Origin of the sequence: Bacillus cytotoxicus NVH 391-98 (assembly GCF_000017425.1) — a bacterium.
GTDB classification, from domain to species: Bacteria; Bacillota; Bacilli; order Bacillales; family Bacillaceae_G; genus Bacillus_A; species Bacillus_A cytotoxicus.
The window spans coordinates 1,594,985-1,620,814 of record NC_009674.1; the positions used below are offsets into that span (position 1 = coordinate 1,594,985).

At 33.9% G+C, this 25,830-nt stretch carries 24 protein-coding genes, 3 pseudogenes and 1 other annotated feature; of the genes and pseudogenes, 18 read left to right on the top strand and 9 right to left on the bottom strand.

The window, feature by feature from the left end; all coding sequences use genetic code 11:
- Positions 1–197 precede the first annotated feature (197 nt).
- Together BCER98_RS07795 and BCER98_RS07800 are read left to right on the top strand one after the other, a co-directional pair.
- A complete protein-coding gene (locus tag BCER98_RS07795) occupies positions 198–1,118 on the top strand; it encodes a CobW family GTP-binding protein (RefSeq protein WP_041810325.1) in 921 nt (306 codons plus the stop codon).
- A gap of 383 nt (positions 1,119–1,501) precedes the next feature.
- The gene (locus tag BCER98_RS07800) at positions 1,502–1,951 is read left to right on the top strand and encodes a DUF6376 family protein (protein ID WP_012093976.1); all 450 of its coding nucleotides are present in this window, start codon (positions 1,502–1,504) and stop codon (positions 1,949–1,951) included.
- A gap of 58 nt (positions 1,952–2,009) precedes the next feature.
- Here the strand turns inward: BCER98_RS07800 and BCER98_RS07805 are convergent, their stop codons facing one another.
- The 3 genes from BCER98_RS07805 to BCER98_RS07815 form a co-directional block, all read right to left on the bottom strand.
- The gene (locus BCER98_RS07805; protein WP_012093977.1) at positions 2,010–2,348 is read right to left on the bottom strand and encodes an EamA family transporter; all 339 of its coding nucleotides are present in this window, start codon (positions 2,346–2,348) and stop codon (positions 2,010–2,012) included.
- Positions 2,341–2,682: an EamA family transporter gene (locus BCER98_RS07810; RefSeq protein WP_041810327.1), complete on the bottom strand. Its 342-nt coding sequence runs from the start codon at positions 2,680–2,682 to the stop codon at positions 2,341–2,343. Before BCER98_RS07810 ends, BCER98_RS07805 begins: the two co-directional genes overlap by 8 nt.
- A gap of 261 nt (positions 2,683–2,943) precedes the next feature.
- Entirely contained in the window at positions 2,944–3,159 is a 216-nt protein-coding gene (locus BCER98_RS07815) for a hypothetical protein (protein WP_012093979.1), read from the bottom strand.
- A gap of 236 nt (positions 3,160–3,395) precedes the next feature.
- Here BCER98_RS07815 and BCER98_RS07820 point away from each other — a divergent pair, with 236 nt between their 5' ends.
- Positions 3,396–4,415, top strand: a complete 1,020-nt coding sequence (locus BCER98_RS07820; RefSeq protein ID WP_012093980.1) for a D-alanyl-D-alanine carboxypeptidase family protein — start codon at positions 3,396–3,398, stop codon at positions 4,413–4,415.
- Between the two features lie 36 nt (positions 4,416–4,451).
- Here BCER98_RS07820 and BCER98_RS07825 read toward each other — a convergent pair whose 3' ends face one another.
- Together BCER98_RS07825 and BCER98_RS07830 are read right to left on the bottom strand one after the other, a co-directional pair.
- On the bottom strand, positions 4,452–5,168 hold the full coding sequence (locus BCER98_RS07825) for a 4'-phosphopantetheinyl transferase family protein (RefSeq protein WP_012093981.1): 717 nt from the start codon (positions 5,166–5,168) through the stop codon (positions 4,452–4,454).
- 82 nt (positions 5,169–5,250) lie between these two features.
- The gene (locus BCER98_RS07830; protein ID WP_012093982.1) at positions 5,251–5,433 is read right to left on the bottom strand and encodes a hypothetical protein; all 183 of its coding nucleotides are present in this window, start codon (positions 5,431–5,433) and stop codon (positions 5,251–5,253) included.
- Positions 5,434–5,938: 505 nt separating this feature from the next.
- Here BCER98_RS07830 and entFM point away from each other — a divergent pair.
- Entirely contained in the window at positions 5,939–7,195 is a 1,257-nt protein-coding gene (entFM, locus tag BCER98_RS07835) for an enterotoxin EntFM (protein WP_012093983.1), read from the top strand.
- A 413-nt stretch (positions 7,196–7,608) separates the two neighbouring features.
- Positions 7,609–8,328 (top strand): 3-ketoacyl-ACP reductase, encoded by a 720-nt coding sequence (locus BCER98_RS07840; RefSeq protein ID WP_012093984.1) that lies wholly within the window; start codon positions 7,609–7,611, stop codon positions 8,326–8,328.
- Positions 8,329–8,669: 341 nt separating this feature from the next.
- Here the strand turns inward: BCER98_RS07840 and BCER98_RS20820 are convergent.
- Positions 8,670–8,962 (bottom strand): annotated as a pseudogene (locus BCER98_RS20820) (NUDIX hydrolase); the annotation flags it as partial.
- 133 nt (positions 8,963–9,095) lie between these two features.
- Positions 9,096–9,329: a binding site (T-box leader), on the top strand.
- 148 nt (positions 9,330–9,477) lie between these two features.
- Between BCER98_RS20820 and BCER98_RS07845 the strand changes: the two are divergent.
- The 10 genes from BCER98_RS07845 (at position 9,478) to BCER98_RS20830 (ending at position 18,755) form a co-directional block, all read left to right on the top strand.
- Positions 9,478–10,773 carry a homoserine dehydrogenase gene (locus BCER98_RS07845; protein WP_012093985.1) on the top strand — a complete coding sequence of 432 codons (1,296 nt, stop codon included), beginning with the start codon at positions 9,478–9,480 and terminating at the stop codon, positions 10,771–10,773.
- Entirely contained in the window at positions 10,766–11,824 is a 1,059-nt protein-coding gene (gene thrC, locus BCER98_RS07850; RefSeq protein WP_012093986.1) for a threonine synthase, read from the top strand. Before BCER98_RS07845 ends, thrC begins: the two co-directional genes overlap by 8 nt.
- Complete coding sequence (gene thrB, locus BCER98_RS07855; protein WP_012093987.1) at positions 11,821–12,714, top strand: homoserine kinase; 894 nt, start codon at positions 11,821–11,823, stop codon at positions 12,712–12,714. Before thrC ends, thrB begins: the two co-directional genes overlap by 4 nt.
- Before the next feature lie 419 nt (positions 12,715–13,133).
- Positions 13,134–14,123 (top strand): LCP family protein, encoded by a 990-nt coding sequence (locus BCER98_RS07860; RefSeq protein ID WP_012093988.1) that lies wholly within the window; start codon positions 13,134–13,136, stop codon positions 14,121–14,123.
- Between the two features lie 316 nt (positions 14,124–14,439).
- A complete protein-coding gene (locus BCER98_RS07865; RefSeq protein WP_012093989.1) occupies positions 14,440–15,261 on the top strand; it encodes a peptidoglycan-N-acetylglucosamine deacetylase in 822 nt (273 codons plus the stop codon).
- Positions 15,262–15,275: 14 nt separating this feature from the next.
- Entirely contained in the window at positions 15,276–15,941 is a 666-nt protein-coding gene (locus tag BCER98_RS07870) for a YkyA family protein (RefSeq protein ID WP_012093990.1), read from the top strand.
- Between the two features lie 164 nt (positions 15,942–16,105).
- A complete protein-coding gene (locus BCER98_RS07875) occupies positions 16,106–16,786 on the top strand; it encodes an MgtC/SapB family protein (protein WP_012093991.1) in 681 nt (226 codons plus the stop codon).
- A 233-nt stretch (positions 16,787–17,019) separates the two neighbouring features.
- Positions 17,020–17,556, top strand: coding sequence for a GNAT family N-acetyltransferase (locus BCER98_RS07880; RefSeq protein WP_012093992.1), 537 nt, complete (start codon positions 17,020–17,022; stop codon positions 17,554–17,556).
- Between the two features lie 148 nt (positions 17,557–17,704).
- Entirely contained in the window at positions 17,705–17,911 is a 207-nt protein-coding gene (locus BCER98_RS07885) for an alpha/beta-type small acid-soluble spore protein (RefSeq protein WP_012093993.1), read from the top strand.
- 676 nt (positions 17,912–18,587) lie between these two features.
- Positions 18,588–18,755, top strand: a complete 168-nt coding sequence (locus BCER98_RS20830; RefSeq protein WP_012093994.1) for a DUF3933 family protein — start codon at positions 18,588–18,590, stop codon at positions 18,753–18,755.
- Between the two features lie 98 nt (positions 18,756–18,853).
- Here BCER98_RS20830 and BCER98_RS07890 read toward each other — a convergent pair.
- Together BCER98_RS07890 and BCER98_RS07895 are read right to left on the bottom strand one after the other, a co-directional pair.
- A pseudogene (locus BCER98_RS07890) lies at positions 18,854–19,820 on the bottom strand (patatin-like phospholipase family protein).
- An 89-nt stretch (positions 19,821–19,909) separates the two neighbouring features.
- On the bottom strand, positions 19,910–20,032 hold the full coding sequence (locus tag BCER98_RS07895; protein ID WP_041809642.1) for a YjcZ family sporulation protein: 123 nt from the start codon (positions 20,030–20,032) through the stop codon (positions 19,910–19,912).
- Positions 20,033–20,246: 214 nt separating this feature from the next.
- Between BCER98_RS07895 and BCER98_RS07900 the strand changes: the two are divergent.
- Together BCER98_RS07900 and BCER98_RS07905 are read left to right on the top strand one after the other, a co-directional pair.
- Positions 20,247–21,074: pseudogene (locus BCER98_RS07900) on the top strand (DUF1963 domain-containing protein).
- A gap of 201 nt (positions 21,075–21,275) precedes the next feature.
- A complete protein-coding gene (locus BCER98_RS07905; protein ID WP_012093996.1) occupies positions 21,276–22,436 on the top strand; it encodes a transglutaminase domain-containing protein in 1,161 nt (386 codons plus the stop codon).
- A gap of 311 nt (positions 22,437–22,747) precedes the next feature.
- Here the strand turns inward: BCER98_RS07905 and nadE are convergent, their stop codons facing one another.
- On the bottom strand, positions 22,748–23,566 hold the full coding sequence (gene nadE / locus BCER98_RS07910; RefSeq protein ID WP_012093997.1) for an ammonia-dependent NAD(+) synthetase: 819 nt from the start codon (positions 23,564–23,566) through the stop codon (positions 22,748–22,750).
- A gap of 262 nt (positions 23,567–23,828) precedes the next feature.
- Between nadE and BCER98_RS07915 the strand changes: the two genes are divergently transcribed.
- Entirely contained in the window at positions 23,829–25,709 is a 1,881-nt protein-coding gene (locus tag BCER98_RS07915; protein WP_012093998.1) for an FtsX-like permease family protein, read from the top strand.
- The last annotated feature ends 121 nt before the right edge of the window (positions 25,710–25,830 follow it).

Here is a 25,830-nt window from a genome sequence, read left to right on the forward strand (position 1 = left end):
TAATTGATATAGTTGCAAATAGTATGAGATAATGGGGGATGGGTACAAAGTGCGAGTGAGTCTAGAGTTCGAGTTACATACGAGGTGAATGAGACAGTTTCGTTTACAAAACATACTTCTTTTAATAAAATAATGAATATAAATCGTAATTATTACGTTTTGAGAAGATTAGAGTAGAGAAATGGATGGTCGATGAAATGAAAAAAGTAGAAATTCATATATTAGGTGGGTTTTTAGGAAGCGGAAAATCAACATTGCTTCAAAACCTATTATTAGCAGAAAAGAAAAAGAATAGAAAAGTTGCTGTTTTAATGAATGAAATAGGTGAATACTCAGTAGATACAGATATTATTGGGAAAGAGAATGTTTTAAGGGAGCTACTAAAAGGTTGTATTTGTTGTACATTAAAAGAAGAGCTTGAAATCCAGTTACATTCTTTATATCAACAAGAAAAGCCGGATGTCATTTACATAGAAACAACGGGAGTAGCTCACCCAATTGAAGTATTAGATGCATGTATCTCACCGATTTTAGCTCCTTTTCTTGAGGTGAAATCAATTATAGTCGTTTTAGATGGAGTAAGGTGGTTAAATCGAAGTGTATTAAGTGCAAACGTTCAGCAGTTATTACAAGAACAAATAAAATATGGAAGTCATATTCTTATAAACAAAGTAGACTTACTCACAGAAGAGGATAAGAACAAGCTTGTAGAAGAGGTACGGACTATAAATCAGCATGCTAAATTGTATGAAACAAAGTATTGTAATATATCTTTAGCTCATATAGAAAAAGCTGAGTTTAGAAGCAAGGAAGAGCATGAGACATTGCATGTGAAACAGCATTTGCATATTCAAACAATGACATATCAATTTACGACACCAATCGATCAAGAAAGATTATATGAATGGTTATCAACATTACCTGATTGTATTTATCGTGTGAAAGGCTTTGTGAAATTTCATGGGAATAAGTATCCACACTTATTGCAATATTCGTTTGGAGTACCAACCTTATTGGAACAAGACTTTGGCTTTCCAACTAATTTGGTTATGATAGGTGAGGGATTCAATCAAAATCAAATCAAAAAAGAATTAGAAATGGTAGAAAATCATGTTTAGGTGAAGAAATAGGTAGGAGTAGTTGTATGTAAAAAAAACTGAGTGGAGAGGAAGTCTCTATTGATGAAAGCTTCACTCTATATAAAAGCTACAAGTTATGAATAGAATGAAGTGTGTTCATAACTTGCAATGTTTAACTTGTGAAAGTCTGCAGTGAAAACATATAAGTTTAAACGAGAGGAGAGTGTACGAAGGGAATGCTATAACCGAGAAGCTCTCTTTCTCTAAACGAAGGAGGGAGTCCATTTAGAGTTAGAAGATGTAATAAACATATGTAAAAAAATATTTTTTATAGCCAATTAACAAGGGAAAGAGACGTTTTACTAGAATACATAAAATGAATGTATGTGGTAAATCCATGAAGATAAGGGAGAGATAAAACAATGGCAATCAAAAGAGTTTTATCATTTTTAGCCGTACTCTTAATCGGATTAACAGGTTGCTCGATGATTGAAGGGGGGAAAAACTCCGTTGAATATGCACAAAAGACAACGGACTATATAAACGAAGTCAGTCAGTTTGCAAATGAGGCACCAGAGTTAGCGAAAAAAGCGATCAATGATAGCGCATCAAGAAAAGAGTTAGAGAATAAGTTAGAAGAGATTCAAAAGGATATTTCAAGCTTTAATAAATTAACGCCGCCGGATGTAGCAAAAGAAATGCATGAGCAGATTGTTGGATACAATGAAACGTTAAGTACATGGATTGATGAAACAATGAAAAAGATTGAGAAAGGTAAAGTGGATCTAGAACAATTTAAAGATTCAGAGTTTATGCAGACAGTTCAACAAGTTCAAGAGTTAAAAAATAAGATTCAAAATATAGGGGAATAAGTGTAAGAGTACAAAAAAGTCCGTTTTCAATAACGGACTTTTTGTATGGCTATATTTATTATTGTATACAATAAATGACAACACCGATGACAATAATAAGGTTACCAATGAGCTTTCTTTTTGTAATTTTTTCGCCTAAGAAGTACCAGCTAAATACTAAAATAATAAGATAGCTTAGTGATTCTAAGGCAGATGCTTGTTTTAAAGGCAAGCCTTTTAATGCAATGACATTTAAGCCAGCATTCATAACAAACAAAGAATACCCGATCATAACATAGTGGTTGACATATTCTCTTAGTTTAGAGTCGTATTTTTGTAATGTTGCTTTTTTTAATAAAATCTGTGAGTAATTGGCTAAAATGATACCAAAAATAAATAGTAACATGTAATTATTCATCTTTTGTCACCACCACAATTCCAACGATAATAATAGCCGCACCAAGTATATGATTCCACTTGATTGTATCGCCGAATAGGAGAACAGACCATAGCATAGACCATAATATAATAATACCTCGGTGTGAGTATGCTCTAGATATTTCAAAGTGTTTAATGACTTGTTGCCAAATAATAGCATAGCCAAATAAAAATACGATAAGTCCGAAGTAGGCGACAAAAAAGCCAATAGATGCAATCGGGAATTTAGCTGCCCATTTCATATAAACCATGATAATCGAATATAGTAAGAAAGCAGCATGTAAAAAGATATAATTTTTTATAGTCGGTTTCATATATTCACTCTCTTTTACATGTAAATACATTAATTTGAAGCGAATGAATTTCATTATCTTCTTTATGATATAGAATGTTTGTCCATTCACATTCCAAAGTATATAGTATCATGTCTTATGTGGGAAAACAATATGAGGAAACAACTCTCTTTTTTCTAAAAGAAAGTCGTTTCCTCATAAATAGAATTCATTTCATGAAAACATGCTAAGCAAAATAAAAATGCTTAGCATGAGTAGATAATTAGAGAGTGATGTTAATGATTAGTTGAATTCAATAGCATCAATTTTACGATAATCAACTACTAGAATCTCTCCATTCCCTTTTGAAAAAGTTGCAAGGCCGCTTCTTCTATCAAATGAAGCAAAAGCATCAACTGCTTCTTCTAGGCCGTTGATAAAAACATCTTCTACATCTGTTCCAGGATTTAATCCTGAGAGTAATTCAAAGATCGGCCCTCTGTTACTACGATGTGCCATATCGTAATCCCTCCTTTTGTTAAGGTGTACTATATTCTATTAAATAACATGGTTTTGGTTTGTACATATCTTCTATTTTATAAAAAATGTGTAGAATAAATAGTTTACAATTGACCTGACACAGTGTGTATGGTTTGTATTAGTATGTTAGGACTTTTTTACCTTGACGGTATGAAGGCATTGTTGATAAGGTTAAATCTGAAATGATAATTTGATAGATTAAAAGGAGTTTAGCGATGAAAAGGTTAAGGTGGGGAAGAGTAACAATACTATTAGCCGTTATTTTCGGTATATGTTGGTTCGTTTTCCATGAAGGTTTAGGAAAAGATGATAGAGATATTGCAAAAGCAAAAGAAAATCTTCTAATAGAAGGACAGCCTCTTCAAGTGGCAGAGTTGCCAAAGTTGGGTGTATCGGAAAAAGTCATTCCGCAAAAATATCTCCCGGTTGTGGAAGCAAAAGCAGCGATTATTATTGATGCAAGCGATGGAGAAGTAATTTATCAAAATAATGAAAATGAAACGTTTGCTCCAGCGAGTATGTCAAAAATGATGACCGCATATTTGCTTTTAGAAAATATACATAAGGGAAAAGTGCATTGGGAAGATCAAGTGAAAATAAGTGCAAAATCAGCACAAACGGAAGGTGCTAAAATTCCATTACAAATGAATGATGTAGTAACGGTGAAAGATTTATTCCATGCTTTAATGATTCAATCCGCGAATAATGCAGCAGTTGCTTTGGCAGAACATATGGCAAAGACAGAAAAAAACTTTGTTCAAATTATGAATCAAAAAGCGAAGGATTTGGAACTTTCTAATAAAACGAAGTTTGCTAATGCGTCTGGTCTACAAGAACCAGATGGAAGTGAGACGAAGATGCCAGCTGCTGATGTTGCAAAGTTGGCGTATCATCTTATTAAAGAGTATCCAGAAATATTAGAGGTAACACATTTACGTCGCAGCCAATTAGCTTTTAAAAATATTTCTGTTACAAGCACAAATGAAATGTTAAATACAGCTAATAAAAACCTTCATATAGAAGGAATGGATGGATTAAAAACAGGCTTTACTGATAGTGCAGGATATTGTTTCACAGGAACAGCAAAACAGGGAGATAAACGTATTATTACAGTTGTTATGGGAACAAAGAGTCAAACAAAACGGTTCACTGAAACACATAAATTAATGTCTTATGGATTTGAATTCGTTAATGAGAGAAAAGAACATGAAGAAACATCTTATTTGAAAAAGTGAACATCCTCGATTCACTAGAAATACATGAGACAGTCGCTAGTCGGGTAAAAAGAATTTGCAGCGTGAGAAAGGCGTATAAAAAAGAAGGTCTTCCAATTTTATATATGTAATTTTAGTAGGCTTATTCTTTTTATAAGAGCAGACTGCAGATTTATAGCCAGTGCCTATGTGAAGAATTTCGATACAAACAGGATTTGTTTTTTCGATAGTTCGTATATGAACGTTTTGAGATGAATCAATTGAAATTGAAAATGAATGCAAGGGAACGGTTAAACCTGCACCAGACTGCTTTACAAAACTTTCTTTTATAGTCCATAAGTGATAAAAGTAAGCCATTCGTTCAGGTTCTATTTTCGCCATTAAATCTTCATATTCTTCATAACAGAAGAAATGTTTTGCTATGCTATAGTCTATCGGTGCTATTTTTTCAATATCAATTCCGATCGGATGACAATCTATTGCACATACAATCCAATTACCAGAATGAGATATATTAAAATGAAAGGAAGGAAGATTTTCGACAAAAGGTTTTCCGTACGGTCCAACTTGAAATGTAATGTTGTGATTTGGGAGATGAAGTTCCTCTTGAATAATGAATCGGACAAAAATTTCACTAAGTAAGGAACGATGTTTATCCTTAGGAAAAACAAGCTGATTGATTTTTGTAATTCGTTCTGGTGAAATGTGCTTCATTAAAGTATGAAATTCGCTTGTTTGTAATAATCTGTCTATATGTAATGCGAAAACTTTCATTAACGATAGTTCCTTTCGAATGTATTAATATAATGAAAAAAGAATTACAGAAAATATGTAGTCCTTTTTTGTATAAGAAGATTCATAATTTATAAATGTTATCTTTGTTTATATCATTCCAATCGTGAGTCATAGCATATTTTAAATTTTTCTTTTTTTGTTCAATCGTTAGAATTTTTCGGAATGTTAATACGGATAATAGACACATACATGCATAGTAAATTTCTTTGTGCTGTTTAGAATGTTGATCAATCACGTAAGCCATGAATAAGAGCCTCCTATGGTTTCTATATGTAATAGTTATTTTAACATGTTTAAATTGTATCTTCTATAAAAAATCAAGAATGTATCATGAACGTTTTTTACGAAAATGCTTATGATGCACCTCCGCTTTCGCTCATGTAGAGGTAGAGGGGGGCATTTAAACGAAAAGGTACTACGTTAAAAGAAATATAGTATTTCAAAATATTATATAGTTGATAAATCATTCGATTTTTGTCATGATGTAAGAGTGACTTATAGAATGAACTTTTTGAATGAGATAGCAATTGAATACGTTTAGTGATTGTTTCAACTTATCTTATCATCTCAAAAAAGTTCACACAAAGTTCACACAAAATTCACGTCAATGTTTTACAATAAACGACGTGTGAAAAATAAAGCTCTTGTCAAAAAATGAAACTTAATGCGCATTCAATTTTAAGAAAATTGTAGATTATTAAGTTCATTTTTTTAAAGAGGGTAGTAGGGAAAGGAAGTAAAAATAACTTATGAAGAAAGTAATTGCAGGTTTGGCAGCAGCATCCGTAGCTGGTGTAGCAGTTCCTGGAATGGACTCTGCTCATGCACAAGTTACATCTGATGCGTTAAAGGAAATCAATGGACAAACTCAACAACAAACAACTAAAACAAACAACGTATCTGAAACACCTTCTGAACTAAAATATACAGTAACAGCTGATGTATTGAATGTTCGTTCAGGGGCTGGTACAGAACATAACATTATTTCTAAAGTAACAGAAGGTCAAGTATTACAAGTAACTGGTGAAGAAAACGGTTGGTTTAAAGTAAATGTAAATGGTAAAGCAGGCTATGTAAGTGGCGATTTTGTAACAACTGGTGGAACAAAAGGTACTGCTGTTCAACAAGGAACAGGCAACTACACAGTGAATGTATCTTCACTTAATGTACGTACAGGCCCAAGTACATCTCATACTGTTTTAGGTTCTGTACATAAAGGAAAAGTGGTACAAGTTGTAGGGGAAGTACAAGATTGGTTTAAGGTTAACTACAATGGTGGAACTGGATACATAAGTAAAGACTTCGTAACAAAAGGTGGGACAGCTGTATCTAGCCAAACAGAGAAACCAGCTGCAAACAATAGTGTGGCACTTCAAACTGGTGGAGCATATGTAGTAAATACAGGCGCTTTAAAAGTACGTACAGGTCCTGCTACATATAATGCTGTTATTGGTGGTGTAACAAGAGGTCAAGTGCTACAAGTAACTGGTGTAGAAAATGGTTGGTATAAAATAAATCATAACGGAAGAACAGGGTATGTAAGTGCAGACTATGTGAAATTCGTAAAAGGTGGAGCCGCGAATACAAATACAGGTGCAAGTCAAGAAACAACTCAAACACAAAAATCGGCTGCACCAACAGGTAATACATCATCAGTTGCCGCATTTGCAAGATCTTTAAATGGCTCTCCATATAGAACAGCTGGTACAACACCTGCTGGGTTTGACTGCAGTGGCTTTATTTACTATGTATTAAAACAAACAGGGCATAGCGGCCCTCGTCAAACAGTTGCAGGTTACTGGAGCTCTAAGACAAAAACAAGTAATCCACAACCAGGCGATTTAGTATACTTTGCCAATACTTATAAGGCTGGTCCTTCACACATGGGTGTTTATTTAGGAAACGGTCAATTCATTAGTGCAGAAACTGATGAAACTGGTGTAAGAATTAGTTCAGTAAATAACTCTTACTGGAGTAAGCATCTATTAGGGTATACAAAAGCATAATAAGAGATAGTATCATTATGATAAAAAAGGCTTTCCGAGGAAACTCGGAAGGCTTTTTTCATTTTCAGACTCTAGTAAAAACTGTGCGTATAAATCATGAAAATGGTTAAGGTGAAATTTACTTATTTATTTGCAAAGAAATACCTCTTTCAAGGAATGGAGATATTTATAATTTATCTCGCTATTTTAGGAAAGTAAGACTCCCATCTCCAGCTCATGTAGAAGTAGGTGGGAGTTCAATATATTTGAATTGCGAAGTAGGAAAGATTGAAGGGGGAATTTCAGGTTTAATAAATTGTTTATAGTTACTTATAAGTAACCTACGCACGTTAAAGTGCATCATTGCATTTTTTATCATATGCATATAGAATTCATGATATGAAATAAGCAACATAGATTGAGGAGTGTTTTATTTGGCAGAATTATTACAAGGCAAAAATGCGTTAATTACAGGAGCAGGCCGCGGAATCGGTCGTGCTGTAGCAATCGCTTTAGCAAAAGAAGGTGTAAATGTTGGTCTATTAGCGCGTTCTGAAGAGAATTTAAAGGCCGTTGCAAAAGAAGTAGAAGCAGAAGGGGTAAAAGCTGTTATTGCTACTGCTGATGTGTCTTCATATGAGGAAGTTACAACTGCTATTGCAACGTTAAAAGATGGATTAGGTTCTATTGACATTTTAATTAATAATGCAGGTATTTCTAAATTCGGTAAATTCTTAGAACTAGATGTAGCTGATTGGGAAAAAATAATTCAAGTTAACTTAATGGGTGTATATTATGTAACTCGTGCAGCTTTACCAAGCATGATTGAGCAACAATCTGGCGATATTATTAATATTTCGTCTACAGCTGGGCAAAAAGGTGCGCCAGTAACAAGTGCATATAGTGCATCAAAATTTGGTGTTCTTGGTTTAACAGAATCATTAGCAATGGAAGTTCGTAAACATAACATTCGTGTCACAGCGTTAACACCAAGTACAGTAGCAACAGATATGGCAGTAGAATTAGGATTAACAGACGGTAACCCAGATAAAGTAATGCAAGCTGAAGATATTGCGGAATTTATCGTAGCGCAGTTGAAGTTAAATAAGCGTACATTTATTAAATCAGCAGGGCTTTGGTCTACTAATCCATAAGAAGAGAGAATATAAAATCCAAATGGGATTTCTATTCTGTAATGGAGTAGAAATCCTATTTTTATTTACGGATGATGACCATTTCTCTAACAAAGTATAGAGGGAAGGCATATAAAATGTTAGGGAGGTTTTTGATTATGTATGATGCATAGCCATTTAAAATGATGCCCCCTTTTTAAGTAAATACTTCTTTGGATAGAAATATTTATATGCTGTATGTAAATATACCGTATTATGAAAACTATTTTTATAGAAATTCTGATGTGCTACATGCTACTACTCATAATCATGTGCAAAGGAAAGAGAGAAAGAGGATCATGGACGCCATTTTTGTGGGTTGAAAAGATTCCTTTATATATTAAATCAGTTGTCTGCAAGGAAAGTCCTACTTCTTCGCTTATTTCACGAAGGCCCCCATTTTTACATCTTCATTGTGCATAATGTGTCCTCCTGATATAATATCCCACTTGCCAGGAAAATCTTTTTTGTTTTTAGAGCGCAATTGGAAATATAAAAACATATCTTTCTTGTTCTTTTCTACAAACCAGCAATGAAATATTTCATGCCAGTCGCCGTCGCGATGTACGTCATCCCGAAGTTTCTTGCCGATTTTTTCTCTGTTCCTATGGAATATCGTTAACCATTTTAATTCCCCTTTCTATATATTTTATTACATATCAATTGTATGAAATTTTGAAAAATAAAGAAAAAAAGGGTTGTTTTTTTACATTTTCATAACTATAATAAATTAACAAATAAACATGAACGAAAAAGTAATGATAAGGACACAAGATGATTTTTACGGTTTGCAGAGAGGGAAGTCTAAGGCTGTGAGCTTCCTAACACGAGAAATGATCTTACCACCTTTGAACTTCAATAGTGAACGAGAAATCTAGTAATTATTGGCGGTCTCAGCCGTTATCTGAACTTGAGCAATCTAGAAAGAAAACGTGCCTAGATTGGAACAAGGGTGGAACCACGAAAACACATTCGTCCCTTTACTAGGGATGAGTGTGTTTTTTTATAACTTTGAAAGGAGGTGCTGTATATGATGCTGGTTATATGTACGGAAAGAACCGCTAGCATGTATAGAAAGCAAATAAGAAAAGAACAGATTGTTTATTTTCAAATTTGAGAGGAGATTGAAAGATGAATCGTGTTGTACATGTTGGAGTATTAGGACTAGGAACTGTTGGAAGTGGCGTCGTTCAAATTTTACAGGAACATGGTAAGAAGATTGGTCTTGAGACAGGGAGTGAAGTGAAGGTAAAAACAGTTGTTGTGCGGGATTTAGAAAAAGAACGAGATGTTTCTATCAAGGGAATTATTGTTACAAGAGAGGCCGAAGAACTTTTACATGATGCAGATATTGATATTGTTGTAGAGGTAATGGGCGGGATTCAAGAAGCAAAAGAGCATATTATAAAAGCGTTGCAATATAAGAAGCATGTTGTAACTGCTAATAAAGATTTGATGGCTGTACATGGAGCAGAATTACTACAACTTGCAAACGAGAATCATTGTGAGTTGCTTTATGAAGCGAGTGTAGCAGGTGGAATTCCAATATTAAGAGGACTTGCTGACGGATTAGCTTCAGATCATATTGAAAAGATGATGGGAATTTTGAATGGAACAACAAATTATATTTTAACAAAGATGAGTCAAAATGGCTGGTCTTATGAAGAAGCGTTGCAAGAAGCAAAGAGGTTAGGGTTTGCAGAATCAGATCCTACAGCAGATGTAGATGGGCTAGATGCAGCAAGAAAAGTAGCTATTCTTGCTAATTTAGGATTTTCAATGAATGTGTCTTTAGATGAGGTCTATGTTCGCGGTATTCGGAATATTGAAAAAGAAGATTTGGAAATAGCAGAAAAACTAGGGTTTACAATGAAACTGATTGGGAAAGCAGAAAGAGAAGGTTCAGCAATTCATTTAAGCGTTGCACCTACTTTATTGCCGAGCAAACATCCTCTGTCAAGTGTAAATAATGAGTTTAATGCTGTATACGTACATGGTCAAGCAGTTGGAGAAGTCATGTTTTACGGACCGGGTGCAGGCAAGTTGCCGACAGGTTCTGCTGTAGTAAGTGATATTGTAGCTATTGTTAAAAAAATGAACCAAGAGGTGCAAAATCAAGATGTATGTAAAGAAATGGAGCCATATGAATTAAAACAAGATAAAGATATTGTTTCAAAATATTTCTTGCGTATTATATTACGTGATGAACCAGGGATGTTCCATAAAGTGACAGAATGTTTCGAGAATTGTTCTGTTAGTTTCGAAGAAATTATACAATTACCAGTAAATAAAGAATTTGCAGAAATTGTAATTGTAACGCATCAAACTTCCAAATATCAATTTTCACAAGTCTTACAGTTATTAGAGGATGTCGCAAGTGAAATAAAAAGTTACTACAGTATTGAGGAGGAAAAACAATATGTATAAAGGGTTATTAAAACAATATGCTTCTTATTTACCTGTGAGCCACAATACACCAGAGGTTAGTTTGATGGAGGGAAATACACCGCTTATTCCGCTTGAAAATATCTCTGAAAAATTAGGGATATGTTTATACGGAAAATATGAAGGAGCAAATCCAACCGGTTCGTTTAAAGATCGCGGTATGGTAATGGCAGTTGCAAAAGCAAAAGAGATGGGTTCAAAAGCCATTATTTGTGCTTCGACAGGGAATACTTCGGCATCTGCAGCAGCATATGCGGCTCGCCTTGGAATGAAATGTATTATCGTTATACCGGAAGGTAAAATTGCTCATGGAAAGTTAGCACAGGCGTTTGCATATGGTGCAGAAATTATTTCGATAGAAGGAAATTTTGATGATGCGCTGCGAGCAGTGCGACAAATCGCGGCCGAAGAGTCTATTACATTAGTAAACTCTGTTAATCCGTATCGGATTGAAGGGCAGAAAACAGCTGCGTTTGAAATTTGTGATCAGTTGCAAAAAGCGCCAGATGTTCTTGCTATTCCAGTTGGAAATGCTGGGAATATTACTGCATATTGGAAAGGTTTTTGTGAATACGAGAAAGAGAAAGGGTATAAAAAACCAAGAATCCATGGGTTTGAAGCGGAAGGTGCAGCAGCGATTGTAAAAGGTCATGTCATTGAAGGACCAGAAACAATTGCAACTGCAATTCGAATTGGCAATCCTGCAAGCTGGCATTATGCAGTGGAGGCTGCTGAACAGTCGAACGGTGAAATTGATATGGTATCGGATGAAGAGATTGTAAAGGCTTATCAATTGCTAGCGAGAACAGAAGGAGTGTTTGCTGAACCAGGTTCCAACGCTTCTTTAGCGGGGATCATTAAACATGTTCAATTAGGTAAAATTCGTCAAGGAGAGACAGTCGTCGCTGTATTAACAGGAAATGGTTTGAAAGATCCGGATATCGCAATCTCCTCGAATTCATTACAAATTACAAATATCTCAAATGATTTAGAACAAATGAAAGGTCATATTAAGGGAGTGATTATTTCGTGATACCATTTAAAATTCGTGTTCCAGCGAGTACAGCAAATATAGGCCCTGGTTTTGATTCTGTAGGGATGGCACTATCTTTATATTTAGAAGTTATTGTGAAGGAAGAAGTGCCGCATTGGTATGTTATACATCCATTTGACCAATCCGTTCCAAACGATGATAGCAATTTAATTATAAGTACGGCCCTTCAAGTATGCCCATCGTTACCTTCTCATATAATAGAAGTCATAAGTAATATTCCACTTACAAGAGGATTAGGAAGCAGTGCTTCTGCCATTGTTGCTGGAATTGAACTAGCGAATCAGTTAGGAGCGTTACACTTAACAACAGACGAAAAAATTCATCTTGCTACAAAGTTTGAGGGGCACCCGGATAATGTAGCAGCTTCTATTTTAGGAGGAACAGTCATTGGTGCAATAGATGAGGGGCATGTATCCGTTGTTCGGATTGAAAGTAAAGAATTAGGAGTTATTTCTGTAATACCAGATGAAGAACTAAATACAAATGAAAGTCGTTTCGTGCTACCTGAAACATTTTCATTTCATCATGCTGTTCGTGCAAGCTCGATTAGTAACGTATTAGTGGCAGCACTATGTGAAAAGAAATGGGAAATAGTTGGTGAAATGATGGAACGAGATTTATTTCATGAGCCGTATCGTTCGCAATTGGTTCCTCTTCTACCTTCTGTTCGTGAATATGCGAAGCGATTTGGAGCATATGGAACAGCACTAAGTGGGGCAGGGCCATCTCTCTTCATTTTAACCCCATATGAAAATCGTCAGGAGATTGCTGAACAGTTAATGAAAGTCTTTCCAAAGATAGAGGTGTGTGAACTGGAGATTGATTACGAGGGAGTAGTCGTAAATATGGACATATCAGTGAACAGATAATTAGCATTAAATATGTGAAAACAGAAAAAGGAAAATCGTGAGGAGAGAAAGCTGGCCGTGTACTAGCTTTCTTTTTTTATTATTACATTTTTGTAATAAACGTTTTGTATGTGTATGGGGGAGATATAGAAACAGGAAGTGTGGAAAATAAAGATATTCCATTACATATTATAAAGTATGATAAAAAGTTTTTAACTTTTATGATTGTAAATTTTTTTAAAGTAGTATTTCTTACTTTGTTAAAAGGAGTTTTTTACCTTGTCAAAAGAAAATACGAGAGTATAATGTGAAGTGAAATATATTCATTTTGCATTTTTTGAAGTGAAACCTTACAAAAATGTAAGGTGAATGAAATGAATTTCAATAGGAAGTTTACTATACATGAAGTATACTAAAAAAAGAAAGAGAGGAGAGTGAACATGAGCTCTGAATTAGAACATCATAATACAAGAAGTAAACAGAGACGCTTTAAAAGAAAATCATTTAAATGGATCATTTTCATTTCATTGTTTTTGCTTCTTTTGGGAGGCATTGGATATGGTTCTGTTATATATAATAAAGCGAAAGCAGTTGCAAATAAAGCATATGAACAAATTGATAAATCAACGAAACGTGATAAGGAAGTTGAACCACTAAAGGATAACGTTTCAATTTTAATTATGGGTGTAGATGGTAGTGATGTAAGAGAAAGTCAGTATGGAGAAGCAGTTCGTACCGATGCGCTTTTATTGGCTACTATTAATAAAGATAATAAAACTGTGAAATTAGTAAGTATTCCACGTGATTCACGTGTATATATTCCATCAAGAAAGAAATTAGATAAAATTGCACATGCTCATGTATTTGGTGGTGTTGAAAGTACAAGAGATACTGTTGAACGATTTTTAGATGTTCCAGTAGATTATTATGTGAAATTTAATTTTGATTCGTTTATGAGAATTGTTGATTCACTTGGAGGCATTGATGTGGATGTGCCTGTAACGTTTACAGAACAAGACAGTAAAGACCAAGCAGGTATGATTCATTTAGAAAAAGGGTATCAACATTTAAATGGAGAACAAGCTCTCGCATTAGCGAGAACACGTAAAATTGATAGTGATGCAATGCGTGGGCAAAGACAACAACTTGTCATTGAAGCTATTGCGAAAAAAGCGTTTTCAGCTCAATCTATTAGTAAAATGAGTTCATTATTAACTGCAATTGATAATGGTATGAAAACGAATTTAACATTTGATGATATGCTTTCGATTGCAAAAAATATGGCTGAATCCGATTGGCAAATGGACAAAATACAAGTAGAAGGGACAGATAAACGTATTCGTGGAATTTATTATTATATGCCAAATGAGAAAAATGTAAAAGAGATTTCGAAAACATTAAATGAACACCTAGGCATTGCATCAAATTAACTCAAAATTAGATGAAAAGGGTGGTATTTGCCATCCTTTTTTGTATCAGATTAATAACAGTTTACACTCTTCCTTAGGATTCAGAGAGAAACAAGAAAGGTAGATGCGAGTTGTGTTTTACGTGAAAGTCTAATGAGTGATTATGAAGAATTGTAGATTTATAGGTATAATATGTTGAGAGTAAAAAGAAATCGGTATAACAATTTCGTTAAAATTTATTCTATATTTGTCTTTTTATCGTTACAATCAAATGAATACGTGTATAATTACATTTGGTAATTTATATATAAAATTAATAGAGAGAAGGAATGATAGAATGGATAATGCTTTAAAAGTAAAACGTATTGTCGTAGTAATGGTAGCGATTATTGCAATTGCGGTCGGCTATTTTATGTTTCAATCGATTACTTCGCCAGCGACAACTGTAGCTAAGCAAGAGAACCCGGTGCAGCTAGCAAGCGAACAAGGAAAAGTTGAACTAAAAAAAACAGCGCCAAGTAAATTTAATGGTCAAGTGAGAAAGGTTGCATATCTTACTTTCGATGATGGACCAGGAAAATATACAGCAGAGTTGTTAAAGATTTTGAAACAAAATGATGCGAAAGCTACATTTTTCTTAATTGGTGCAAATGTAAAACAATATCCTGATTTAGTAAAGCGTGAAAAGGAAGAAGGTCATTATGTAGGTATGCATAGCATGACACATAACTTTAAAAAGTTATATACAAATGGTGAATACGTAAAGGAAATGAAAGAGAATCAAAGATTAATAGCAGATATTATTGGACAATATCCTAAATTAACACGTCCACCGTATGGATCAATGCCAGGGCTAAATGAAGCGCTTCGTAACAAAGTGGTTGAAGCTGACTTAAAAGTATGGGATTGGACAATTGATTCTTTAGACTGGAAATACAACAAGATGCCAGTCGATGCAGCAGCAGCTAAAATTGCGCAAAATGTACTTGCTGGTGCAACAAATGATCAAGAAGTGATTTTAATGCACGATATTCATCCGCAATCTGTTGCAGCTGTTCCAGCAATTATAAAAGGACTAAAAGAAAAAGGGTATGAATTTGAAGCGTATCATGAAGAAAATCACTTCCCGGTGAATTTTTGGCATGATAACCGTATTTGATGGAGGAATGGAAAGTGATTTATAGAAAAGTAGCACTTGTTGGAGCATTATCAGTAGGATTATTATCTGGTTGTTTTGGTGAGAAGCCAGAAGAAAACATTTTTGTTGCCTTTGAAAACGCAGCAAAGCAAGAAAAGATGCTTTCTGATGATGTGAAAAAATTAGAAAAGTTAGAGAAGCAAGACCAAGAATTATATGCTCAAATTATGAAAGAAGGAAAAGAGCATAATGAAGCGGTTATTCAAAAAATTGACCAAGCGGTTGCAAATGTAGATGAACGAGAGAAAATAATTACAAATGAAAAAGATTTGCTTGAAAAAGCGCAAAAAGAGATAAAATCTGTTCCAGATTATGCAGATAAAATTGAAGATAAAAAAATTCAAAAACAGGCAAAGAAAGTAAATGAAGCTTATAAAAATCGTTATGAATCTTTCAAAAAGATGAATGAAAGTTATAAGCAGGCATTGACAATTGAAAAAGAATTATATGAGAAATTGAAAGTAAAAGAAACAAAATTAAAAGAAATTGGCGAAAAAGTAAAGGCTTTTAATACATTGAGCGAAGAAATTCAAAAAGAGAGAGAGAAATTTAACCAATATACAAAAGAATATAATGAAGGAAAAGTAGCCTTTTATAAAAATGCCAATATTAAGATAAAAGAAGGAAAGAAAGATAAATAATGAAAAAAGTCGAAAAAATATATACATATTTTTTCGACTTTTTTCGTTTTCTTTATAGAAAAGACTGGAATCCATACTATAAAAGAGTTATAGTTTATTCTTTAGAGAAAGATGATGTTTAACATATAAAATGATGAGCATCATATAAGTAAGGAGAATGAAATATGTCATATGAATTTTTACTGAAATTAGGCTTAGCGCTTTTTTTAGGTTTATTTATTGGAGTTGATAGGCAGCTTAAGAATAAGCCGCTTGGTGTAAAAACAAGTATGGTTATTTCGGTAGCAAGTTGTTTAATTACAATGGTTTCGATTGAATCAGTAAATGTATATTCTTCGCCAGGGCATACTAATATGGATCCAATGCGCTTAGCAGCTCAAATTGTAAGTGGTGTTGGTTTTTTAGGGGCAGGGGTCATTTTACGCAGAAATAATGATGTAATCTCTGGATTAACTACAGCCTCTATGGTATGGGCAGCGTCAGCTTTAGGGATCGCAATTGGGGCTGGTTTTTATATACAAGCGACAGTAGCTATGGTTTTAATTATATTAGCAATTAATGTAATGCCTCAACTTATTAAAATTGCTGGTCCTTATTCGTTAAGACAAAAAGATTTATCTATAAGAATTATTGTAAATGAGCACAGAGAGTTAGATGGAATTTTTAAGCAAATAAAAAATTTAAATATGCAAGTGAAACGAGTTAAAATAAAAGACATTGAGAATGGTACATCACAAAAATTAGAGATGGTGATATTGGTACCGGAGGATTTATATATAACAGAGTTATATAGTACTTTAAAAGAAATTGATCATATCGTTTCAGTTGAAGTGGAAAGTAGATAAGAAGAGCAAAGAAGGGTGACGAATATCATCCTTTTTTTATTTGGGACAATTTTTGTACCTCGTTACCGGTTGATAAGATCTTCATTTAATGTTCAGAGAAAACGAAAGAAGTTGTATACATAGGATTGTTAAGAGTCATTGTCGAAAATAAATGATATAGAAAAATGGATGGAGCTTACAATCATTTATTTTTTATAGACTAAATCGTTATAAGTACAAAAGGTGGAAAAGAAATGCAAATAAAGATTAGAATAGCACGAAAAGAAGATATTCCTAGTATCGCAAAAGTACACGTTGATAGTTGGAGAACAACATATAGTGGATTGTTACCTAAGGAGATTTTAGAGAATATGACATATAGGCGTCGAGAAAAACAGTGGGAAAATATTTTTAAACAAAATATTTCTAAACAATATCGATATGTTGCAGAAACAACAGACGGGGAAATTGTAGGATTCATTGATGAGGGTGGGGAAAGAACTGGAAATTATAGTTGTGATGGTGAATTATATGCGGTTTATTTAATAAAAGAATATCAAGGATATAAAATTGGACAACGATTATTTCAAATGATGATTTCCGAATTCATTAAATATGATATCCATTCCGTACTGGTGTGGGTTGTGTCAAATAATCCTTCAAAACTTTTTTATGAAAAATTCGAGCCAGAGCGAGTAGATACAAAAATGATAGAGAAAAGGGGTGTAGAAGAGACGGCATATTGTTGGAGGGATATTAGAGATCTGTATGAAAATTTAACTCTGTTGTAAGAAAATCTATTTTTAACATTTTAATTGTATGTAGTTCAAATTTTTATGTTTGTACATGAATTGATTCTCAATGGTAAAAAATGTTGAAAATAAGGTGAATAAAAAAACATGATTCTTTGCATTTTAATATATAAAGGAGGTGACGACAATGGCTAGAAATCGTAATTCTAATCAATTCGCTTCAAATGGAGCTCAAGCAGCTCTTGATCAAATGAAATATGAAATTGCACAAGAATTTGGTGTACAACTTGGAGCTGATACGTCTTCACGTGCAAATGGTTCTGTAGGTGGTGAAATTACAAAACGTCTTGTAGCGATGGCAGAACAGCAACTTGGTGGAGGATACAATCGCTAAAAGTGGAGCGTAAAAGGAGAAAGGAAGAAATCTTCCTTTCTTTTTTGATGTAAGACATACAAATTCCATTAAATAGTACGGATATCTTCGTATAAGAATTGGCAGAATAGGAGTAATGCTAAATGGTTATCCAATTTCTTTTGTTATGTATGTTAAAAGTAAATAAAGGTATAGAAGCCCTGATAGAATGAAAATTTTTATCAGGGCTTCTAAATAGGGATGATAATCATTCTCGATGTCTGTTTAGAAGTAGCGAAAAGATGAGTTGTTTTACCATATAAAGAGAAATGCCCCATATAATAATTCTCGAAACTTTATTTTTCCTAATGAATCCATTCGTTTCAATGGTCTCCCCGCAAGAGCGAGCCCGATAAACCAAACCCAATAAATAAAAATGGAAAATCTACATTTATGTCCCTTCATATTGAATGGAGTTTGCTCCTATCATACCGATTGTAGGCAAAATGGTATGTAGATTACATAGCGAAAAATATTTATTTTTTTAGGAAATTGCTTATTTGTTATGTAACTCTTTTAGGTTTCTACTTTTCTAGATAATCTATCCCATATACAATAAAAGATATAAAGGGATGTTGTTAGCCAAGAGAAGGGCGGCAGTATAGAGTAGATCCTTCTTGTACAGCAACAAGAAGTAAAATGAAAAAAGGAGGAAAGTATGAAACAATTTGTTATTTGTCAAGTAATTGCCGGGACGAAATATTTAGCAGCTTATGCAGAGACAAAGCAAGAAGCAATTGAAAAGGCAGAGCTATTAGGATTGAGAACAGGAGAGCGGTATGTAGTAATTTCAGCTAAAGAGGCAGAAGGATTGGAATATCCTTAATTCAGAAGTGATAACAGGGTGCTTCATTGAAAAAATATTTAATTGTAAATAAGCCTAATATAATGAGTATGTATTAGGCTTATTGAAATGAACAAAGATTATAAATCTAATTTGTTTTGTGAATGATATGTTTTTCTTTTTTGATTTCCACTTCGATATTGGTTAATATATCTTTTAAAGTTCCAAGTTTGTAAAAACGTAGTAGCAGCATCGAATCCAGATTGATACAGCCAACCTTTTTCAGCGGTAGTTAATTGAAAGTTGGTACTTGTAATCGTACCGGTTGGAATTTTAATTGTTCTTGCCTTTGCTTCTTTATCTAAATGGCGTAAATCATGCGCCTGCATCATTGTTTTAAATAATCCTTTAAACATTGAAAGGGGTTCTTTGTAAAGAACGGGTTCTGCTTGAATTTCATCTTTTACAAAGTGAAATCCAAAGGTAGGCCAGCGAGGCAGCGTTGGCGAATCGAAAATCCAAATCGGATAATTGCTTAAGATTCCGCCATCCACCATGTAACAAGGTTGTTTCCACTTTGGTGTTTTCCACTTTATGGGCTCGAAAAAGAAGGGAATGGTTCCGCTCATTCTAACCGCTTTCGCAATCGAAAAACGATAATTTGGAAAACCATAGTTTGGTAGATCGTCAGGAAAGATAACCATTTTCCCGTTGCTTATATCTGAAGCGATAATCTTTAAGTTTTTCAGATTAGGTAAATCACTAAAAAAATAAATCCCTTTTTTACGTAATAAATCGTCTAACCATTCTTCTAAAAAAATATTGGAGTAAACTCCTAATCGAGTCCATGCACTTAATCCTTTTCCGATTACTGGGATTTTATCAAGTAACGTTTTTTTTTGTAAATTGATAATAATCTAAAGTACTTATTATATCTTTTAATTCTGTACAGGAGTAACCAGCTGCTAGTAGAGCGGCGATAATGGCACCTGCTGATGTACCAGCAACACGTTCGAAAGAGTAGCCGCGCTCATTCAATGCGCAAATGGCACCTACATGTGCGATTCCACGAACTCCTCCACCTTCAAACACACCATCAATTTTCATGAAAAAATAATTCCTTTCCATGTAAAGATTTGGGGTAGCAAAAAAGCACGTAGATCACGTGCTTTTTTACAATAGTTTTTGCAAATTACTTAGCAACCAACGAAGCCGCCCCAACAGCTAGCTCCAATAATGATTAGAAGGATAAATAAAACGATTAATAAAGCGAAGCCGCCATATCCGCAACCATAGCCACCGCCATATCCGTAACCCATGTGGAAAGCCTCCTTTTAAAAATCAAAATAAATAGAACGTTTCTTAGAGAAATGATGAGGTATCGTGTTTGTAGGAACACTGTATACTATGCTTTGTAAAACTTGTTCGCGTATAGGAGGCAAGCCCGTTTTTTATGACATGTTATTTTTGAAGATGAATTTACTACGATATATATGCTATGATACGGATGAGTACATGACTGAGGGAGAATTTATGAAGCCCCAAATTGAATCATTAATGGAAAAGTATGATTTAACACATTTAAAACAGGAATTAATGGATATGATATTTCCTTGTATAAAAGTAGTACTGAGATAAAAAGATAAGTTGGAAATTGAACAGTCTAAAATGGGAGAAGTTCCAGATGGGCCTGTATCATTCGAATATCCAATTTATAAAGGAGAGCTGTTGCAATTTATTGCGCAGTTTCATTTGTATTCGGCAAGGATATCTCCTACTTCAATCGTGTGAAGGGCATAGCCCAACGATAAGTGGTGAGTTAGTTGACGTAGCAGATTTAAAAAATATAGATTTCAAGCATAATTTACCTCGAACAGGAATGCTCTATTTCTTTTGTTATGAAAGTCATTTTAAGGAAGAGGGAGATTTCCAAGGAGCTGGACGTGTCCTTTATTATGATGTTTCAGTTGATCAACTGAAAAGAACGGAGCATATAGAAGAGGGATTTACACAATGTGAAATATCATTTGAATCGACCTATAAGCTACCTGAGTTATTTACTGAAGATGAAGAGGATTCCGATCGATTTTTACAGCTATTTGAAGAATTAATTCCAGATCATGATGATAATCATCAAGTGTTTGGGGAACCTTTTTCTGTACAAAATGATGTCTTTCAAGAAGCTGGAGAGTATATTGGGATAAACCGGCATGATATGGTCCTTTTATTCCAAGTAGATTCAGATTATAACAATTGTAATATGATGTGGGGAGATTTAAGAATGCTTTATTTCTGATTGGAAATGAAGACTTAAAACATCGTCGTTTTGAAAATGCGTGTTGCATATTACAAACATGTTAGTTAAAAGAAGCAGTAGTTTACTTTGTTATGCTATTGTTTTTTTTATTTTCATGAAATATTGAGGAAACTCTCTTTAATAATATTAAAATGGCAATTAATAAATATGCATAATCTCATATTTTATTTTTCACAAACTATTGTATACTCTATAAATATATGAAAGCTTTGTTGTATATTTTTACATAAGGAGGATTAACAAGAATGAAAAAGACAAACAAATATATAACAGCTGCTGCACTTTGCTCAACAATTATGATTGGTGGTTTACAAGTCCCTTCGATATCTTATGCAGCATCAAATCAATCAATTGTGGCTCCATCAACAGAGGCCAAGTTGTTGGAAGATTTTAAACGAGAGTTAAAACAGAAGATTAATAATCGAGAAGAAAATATTACATTAAAATATAATACGAAAGAAAGCGATGCTCGATCTGTAATGAATATGCTTTATCAAGAATATAATAAAATAGTAGATGCAGATGAGTATATAAAATACAATATTGCAAGTACAAGATATTCTATACGTGGATTACCAGGAAATTATACGTTTACATTACATATCTCTTATCGTGAGTCAAAGGAACAAACACAATATGTAAAGGCGCAAGCAAAAGCAATTGTTAACACAATTATTAAGGCTGGCATGGATGAACATGAAAAGGTGAAAGCGATTCATGATTATGTGGTGAAACATGTTTCTTATGATACTTCTTATCAAGCATATACAGCATATGAAGCTTTAGCAAATCGTTCTGCTGTTTGCCAAGGATACACACTATTAACATATCAATTGATGCAGCAAGCAGGGATTCAAACACGTTTTGTCACTGGTAAAGGAAACGGACAAGCTCATGCCTGGAATTTAGTAAAGATTGAGGGGAAATGGTATCATTTAGATACTACGTTTGATGATCCAGTTCCTGATAAAGCAGGGCGTGTAACATACTCATATTACAATATGACAGATGAGCAAATGAGCAAAGATCATGAATGGGACCGTAGCAAGTATCCAGAAGCAACTACAAATTACTATGATGAATTAATAAATAAAATAAAAGCAGGTAGTGCAAAAACGGCTGTATATAACCAAATGCTAAAAGATACGAATTTAGTGTATTTATCTACACAATACGGCGCTAATAATTATAATGAATTAAAGCAAAAATTACAGAAAGAATTTGCAGCGAAGCCTCAAAAAGTAGAACTACGTTATAAACAATCAATGGATGGAACAATGCAAGATATTAACCGAGCATTAAATGAAATTTCCTGGCCGAAAGGTGCAAAGCACGTTTCTTATCAAGTTGCGCCATATAGTGCGATGGCAGGATATTCATTAGCGACAATTACATTTACATATTAATGAAAGAAGAGCACCTAAAAAGGTGTTCTTTTTATTCCGTTATTAAGGGGGAGTAAGTCTACCATCTCAAGATTCGGAGAAAAGTAAGGGAGATAGGCGGGAACCTCACAGCCCGTAACAGCGCCACTGATTAAAGTTTCACTTATGTGTGTTGTAAAATGATTCGAAAAGTGAGTGAAGAAGAACGTATGATCAATACATTTACAGTTCTTTCTATTATTGCATCAACAACATAATCTTTTAGAAAAGAAAATAGGAGCATTTCGATAAAAAACGAAGCTACATCATAGTAGCTTCGTTTTTTAGGATACTTATTTCCACCAATCATCAAACATAGATGCAGGTACTTGTCTTTTATGTTCGCTTGCAAGATAACGCTTTTCAATTTTTTTTGCTACATCTTGAGGAACTGCTTTTCCCTCTAAGTAATCATCCAGTTGATCATACGTAATTCCTAATTCTGTTTCATCAGCTTGACCTGGTTTTTCATCTAATAAGTCTGCTGTTGGCATTTTTAAGTAAAGTCGTTTGTCAGAACCTAATTCTTGTAATAAAGCACGACCTTGACGTTTTGTTAAGCCTGTTAGTGGTAAAAGATCCGCTCCTCCGTCACCATATTTTGTAAAGAAGCCAGTAACAGCCTCGGCTGCATGATCTGTTCCAATGACAAGTAAACCTTGTTGACCACCAATTGCATATTGTGTCACCATACGGACGCGAGCTTTTACATTGCCTTTATTAAAGTCTGTTAGTGATTCGCCTAATAAGTCTTTATATTGATTTGAAAATGCATCAACAGCTGGAGCGATATCAAAAGAAACAGAGTGATCTGGTTTAATAAATTGAAGAGCAAGTTGTGCATCATCTTCATCTTTTTGGACTTTATACGGAAGGCGTACAGCGATAAACTTTGCACTGCCTCCTTCGTTACGAATTTCTTCTACTGCAAGCTGTGCTAAGCGACCTGCTAATGTTGAATCTTGACCACCACTAATACCAAGTACGAACCCTTTTGCACCTGTTTTTCTCAAATAATCTTTTAAGAAATCAATTCGTTTTCGAATTTCTGTTTTTGGATCAATTACAGATTGAACATGTAATGTTTTCATAATTTGCTCTTGTAAAGTCATGATATATCCTCCTATGAGCGATAAATTGTTATGTATACATTCAATTCATATGTCTCCACTCTTATTATTTCGTAAAACGGTCGAATATACAATAGGACAATGTATGAATAGGAATGTAGCTATTATAAATAAACTCTTTGATTTAATCAATTTTTCTGTAACCTTTCAAGAATGTAATGTTTTTGTCATTTGAATCGATGGAATCCAATTCTTTGCTTTATGTATGATAGCAGTATAGTAATCGAAAGGGCGGAGAAATAAGATGAGCATTAGGGAATTAGCATTTCGAAATGTAACGCGTAATAGAAGGATCTACTCGGCTTATTTTTTAAGTAGTGCATTTGCTATTATGGCTTTTTTTGTTTATTCATTTTTTGCATTTCACCCTGTACTAAGCGCTAGCCAATTAGGACAATATGTATTTTTCAGTATGTCATTTGCACAATTTATTATTTATGTTTTTACATTTTTCTTTATCTTGTATTCTATGGGCATGTTTTTGAAAACGAGAAAACGGGAATTAGGGATATTGATGATGCTCGGCATGACGAAGTTTGAATTAAGACGACTTATCTTTTTTGAAAATGTTATGCTTGGGATTGCAGCGATTATTACCGGTATTCTTTGCGGAATGTTATTTTCAGGTTTGCTTATTTTCGTAGCACCGCTATTACTTCAGTTAGACTTGTCCTTGTCATATTATGTACCAATAAAGGCTATTGGTGTAACAAGTTTGATGTTTTTCATTTTATTTATTATTATTTCATTTTTTAGTGCTGGGTTGATTCGTAAAAATCAAATTATGAAGTTATTTAGAGGTTCGGTAAAAGCGAAACCCGAACCGAAAATATCTATAATTGCTTCATTTTTAGCCGTATTGTTACTTAGTGTAGGATATATAGGGGCGTTATCTTCACATGGAGCTATGGTTTTTATTATGTTAGTTCCTGTTACGACGGTTGTTACAATTGGTACTTATTTCATGTATAAGCAGTTGAGCGTATTCATGATCCGAAGATGTAAGAAGAACAAACGTTTATACTGGAGGCGAACAAACATCATAACGCTTTCAGATTTAGCATATCGGATGAGAGATAATGCCCGCATGTTTTTTATTGTTACAATTATTTCAACTGTAGCTTTCTCAGCGATTGGTACTTTAGTTGGTTTTACTTCTATGACTAGAGAAATGATGGAGAAACCAATTGCCTTTCAATATCATTCTGGAACAGGAAACGAAAATGAAACAGAGCATATACAATTGATTGAGAAAACATTAAAAAAATATAATATACCTACTAGCAAAATCATGATAGCATCGAAACGAAGTGAAGATCAATCGATGCGCAGAGCGTCCTTTATAAAAAAATCTGATTATAAGGTGTATGCGAAACTGACAGGTGAACAGGAAGTTGCTTTCAAGCAAAATACAGCACTTTTCTTATCAAATGAAATGCCAGGACCACCAAAAAAAGAAAGAAAAACGATACAATTATCGAATGAAGAACAAGTATTGACAGTAAAAAAAGTGAAGACATCTACTCTTAGTAAAGTACTTCTTCGTGATGTCTATGTCATTTCAGATGCGCAATATAATGCATTACAAAGTGGATTTAAAGAAATGAAAGATTATATGTATGAAACAAAAGAAACGAAAAATGAATTTGAAGCGGGCAAAGAAATAATGGAGCATATAAAGCAGTACCAAGAGCATTCACAGTTTTATGCCGCAGCGTATCAGAGCAAGCAAGCATTACAATTTGCAGGTCCAATTTTGTTTGTCGGATTTTTTATTGGAATTGTATTCTTTGTTTGTGCAGGTAGTTTTCTATATTTTCGACTATTCTCTGACCTAGATGATGATTATCGTTTATTTGAATCCATTCGGAAAATAGGGTTAACGAGTAGAGAGTTATCTCAAGTCGTCACAATTCGATTGGCTTTATTATTCTTTGTTCCAATTGGTGTAGCAGCGTTACATGGCGGTGTTGCATTAACGGCTTTAGGGCAAATGTTTGACTATTCTTTGCTAAAAGAAAATGCGATCGTCTTAAGTATATTTGTAGGAATTCAAATGATATATTTTGTGATGATACGCTTTCGTTATATAAAGCAATTGAAAGAAAGATTAAGAATGAGGTAATAGCTTTCGTTTTTATTGAATATTCAATCTAGAAGTTCGATAAGGAAGCGATGAAAACTTCACTGTTCAAAATTTGCTCAGTAAAAACTCTTAACAGATGATGTTAGGAGTTTTTTATGTA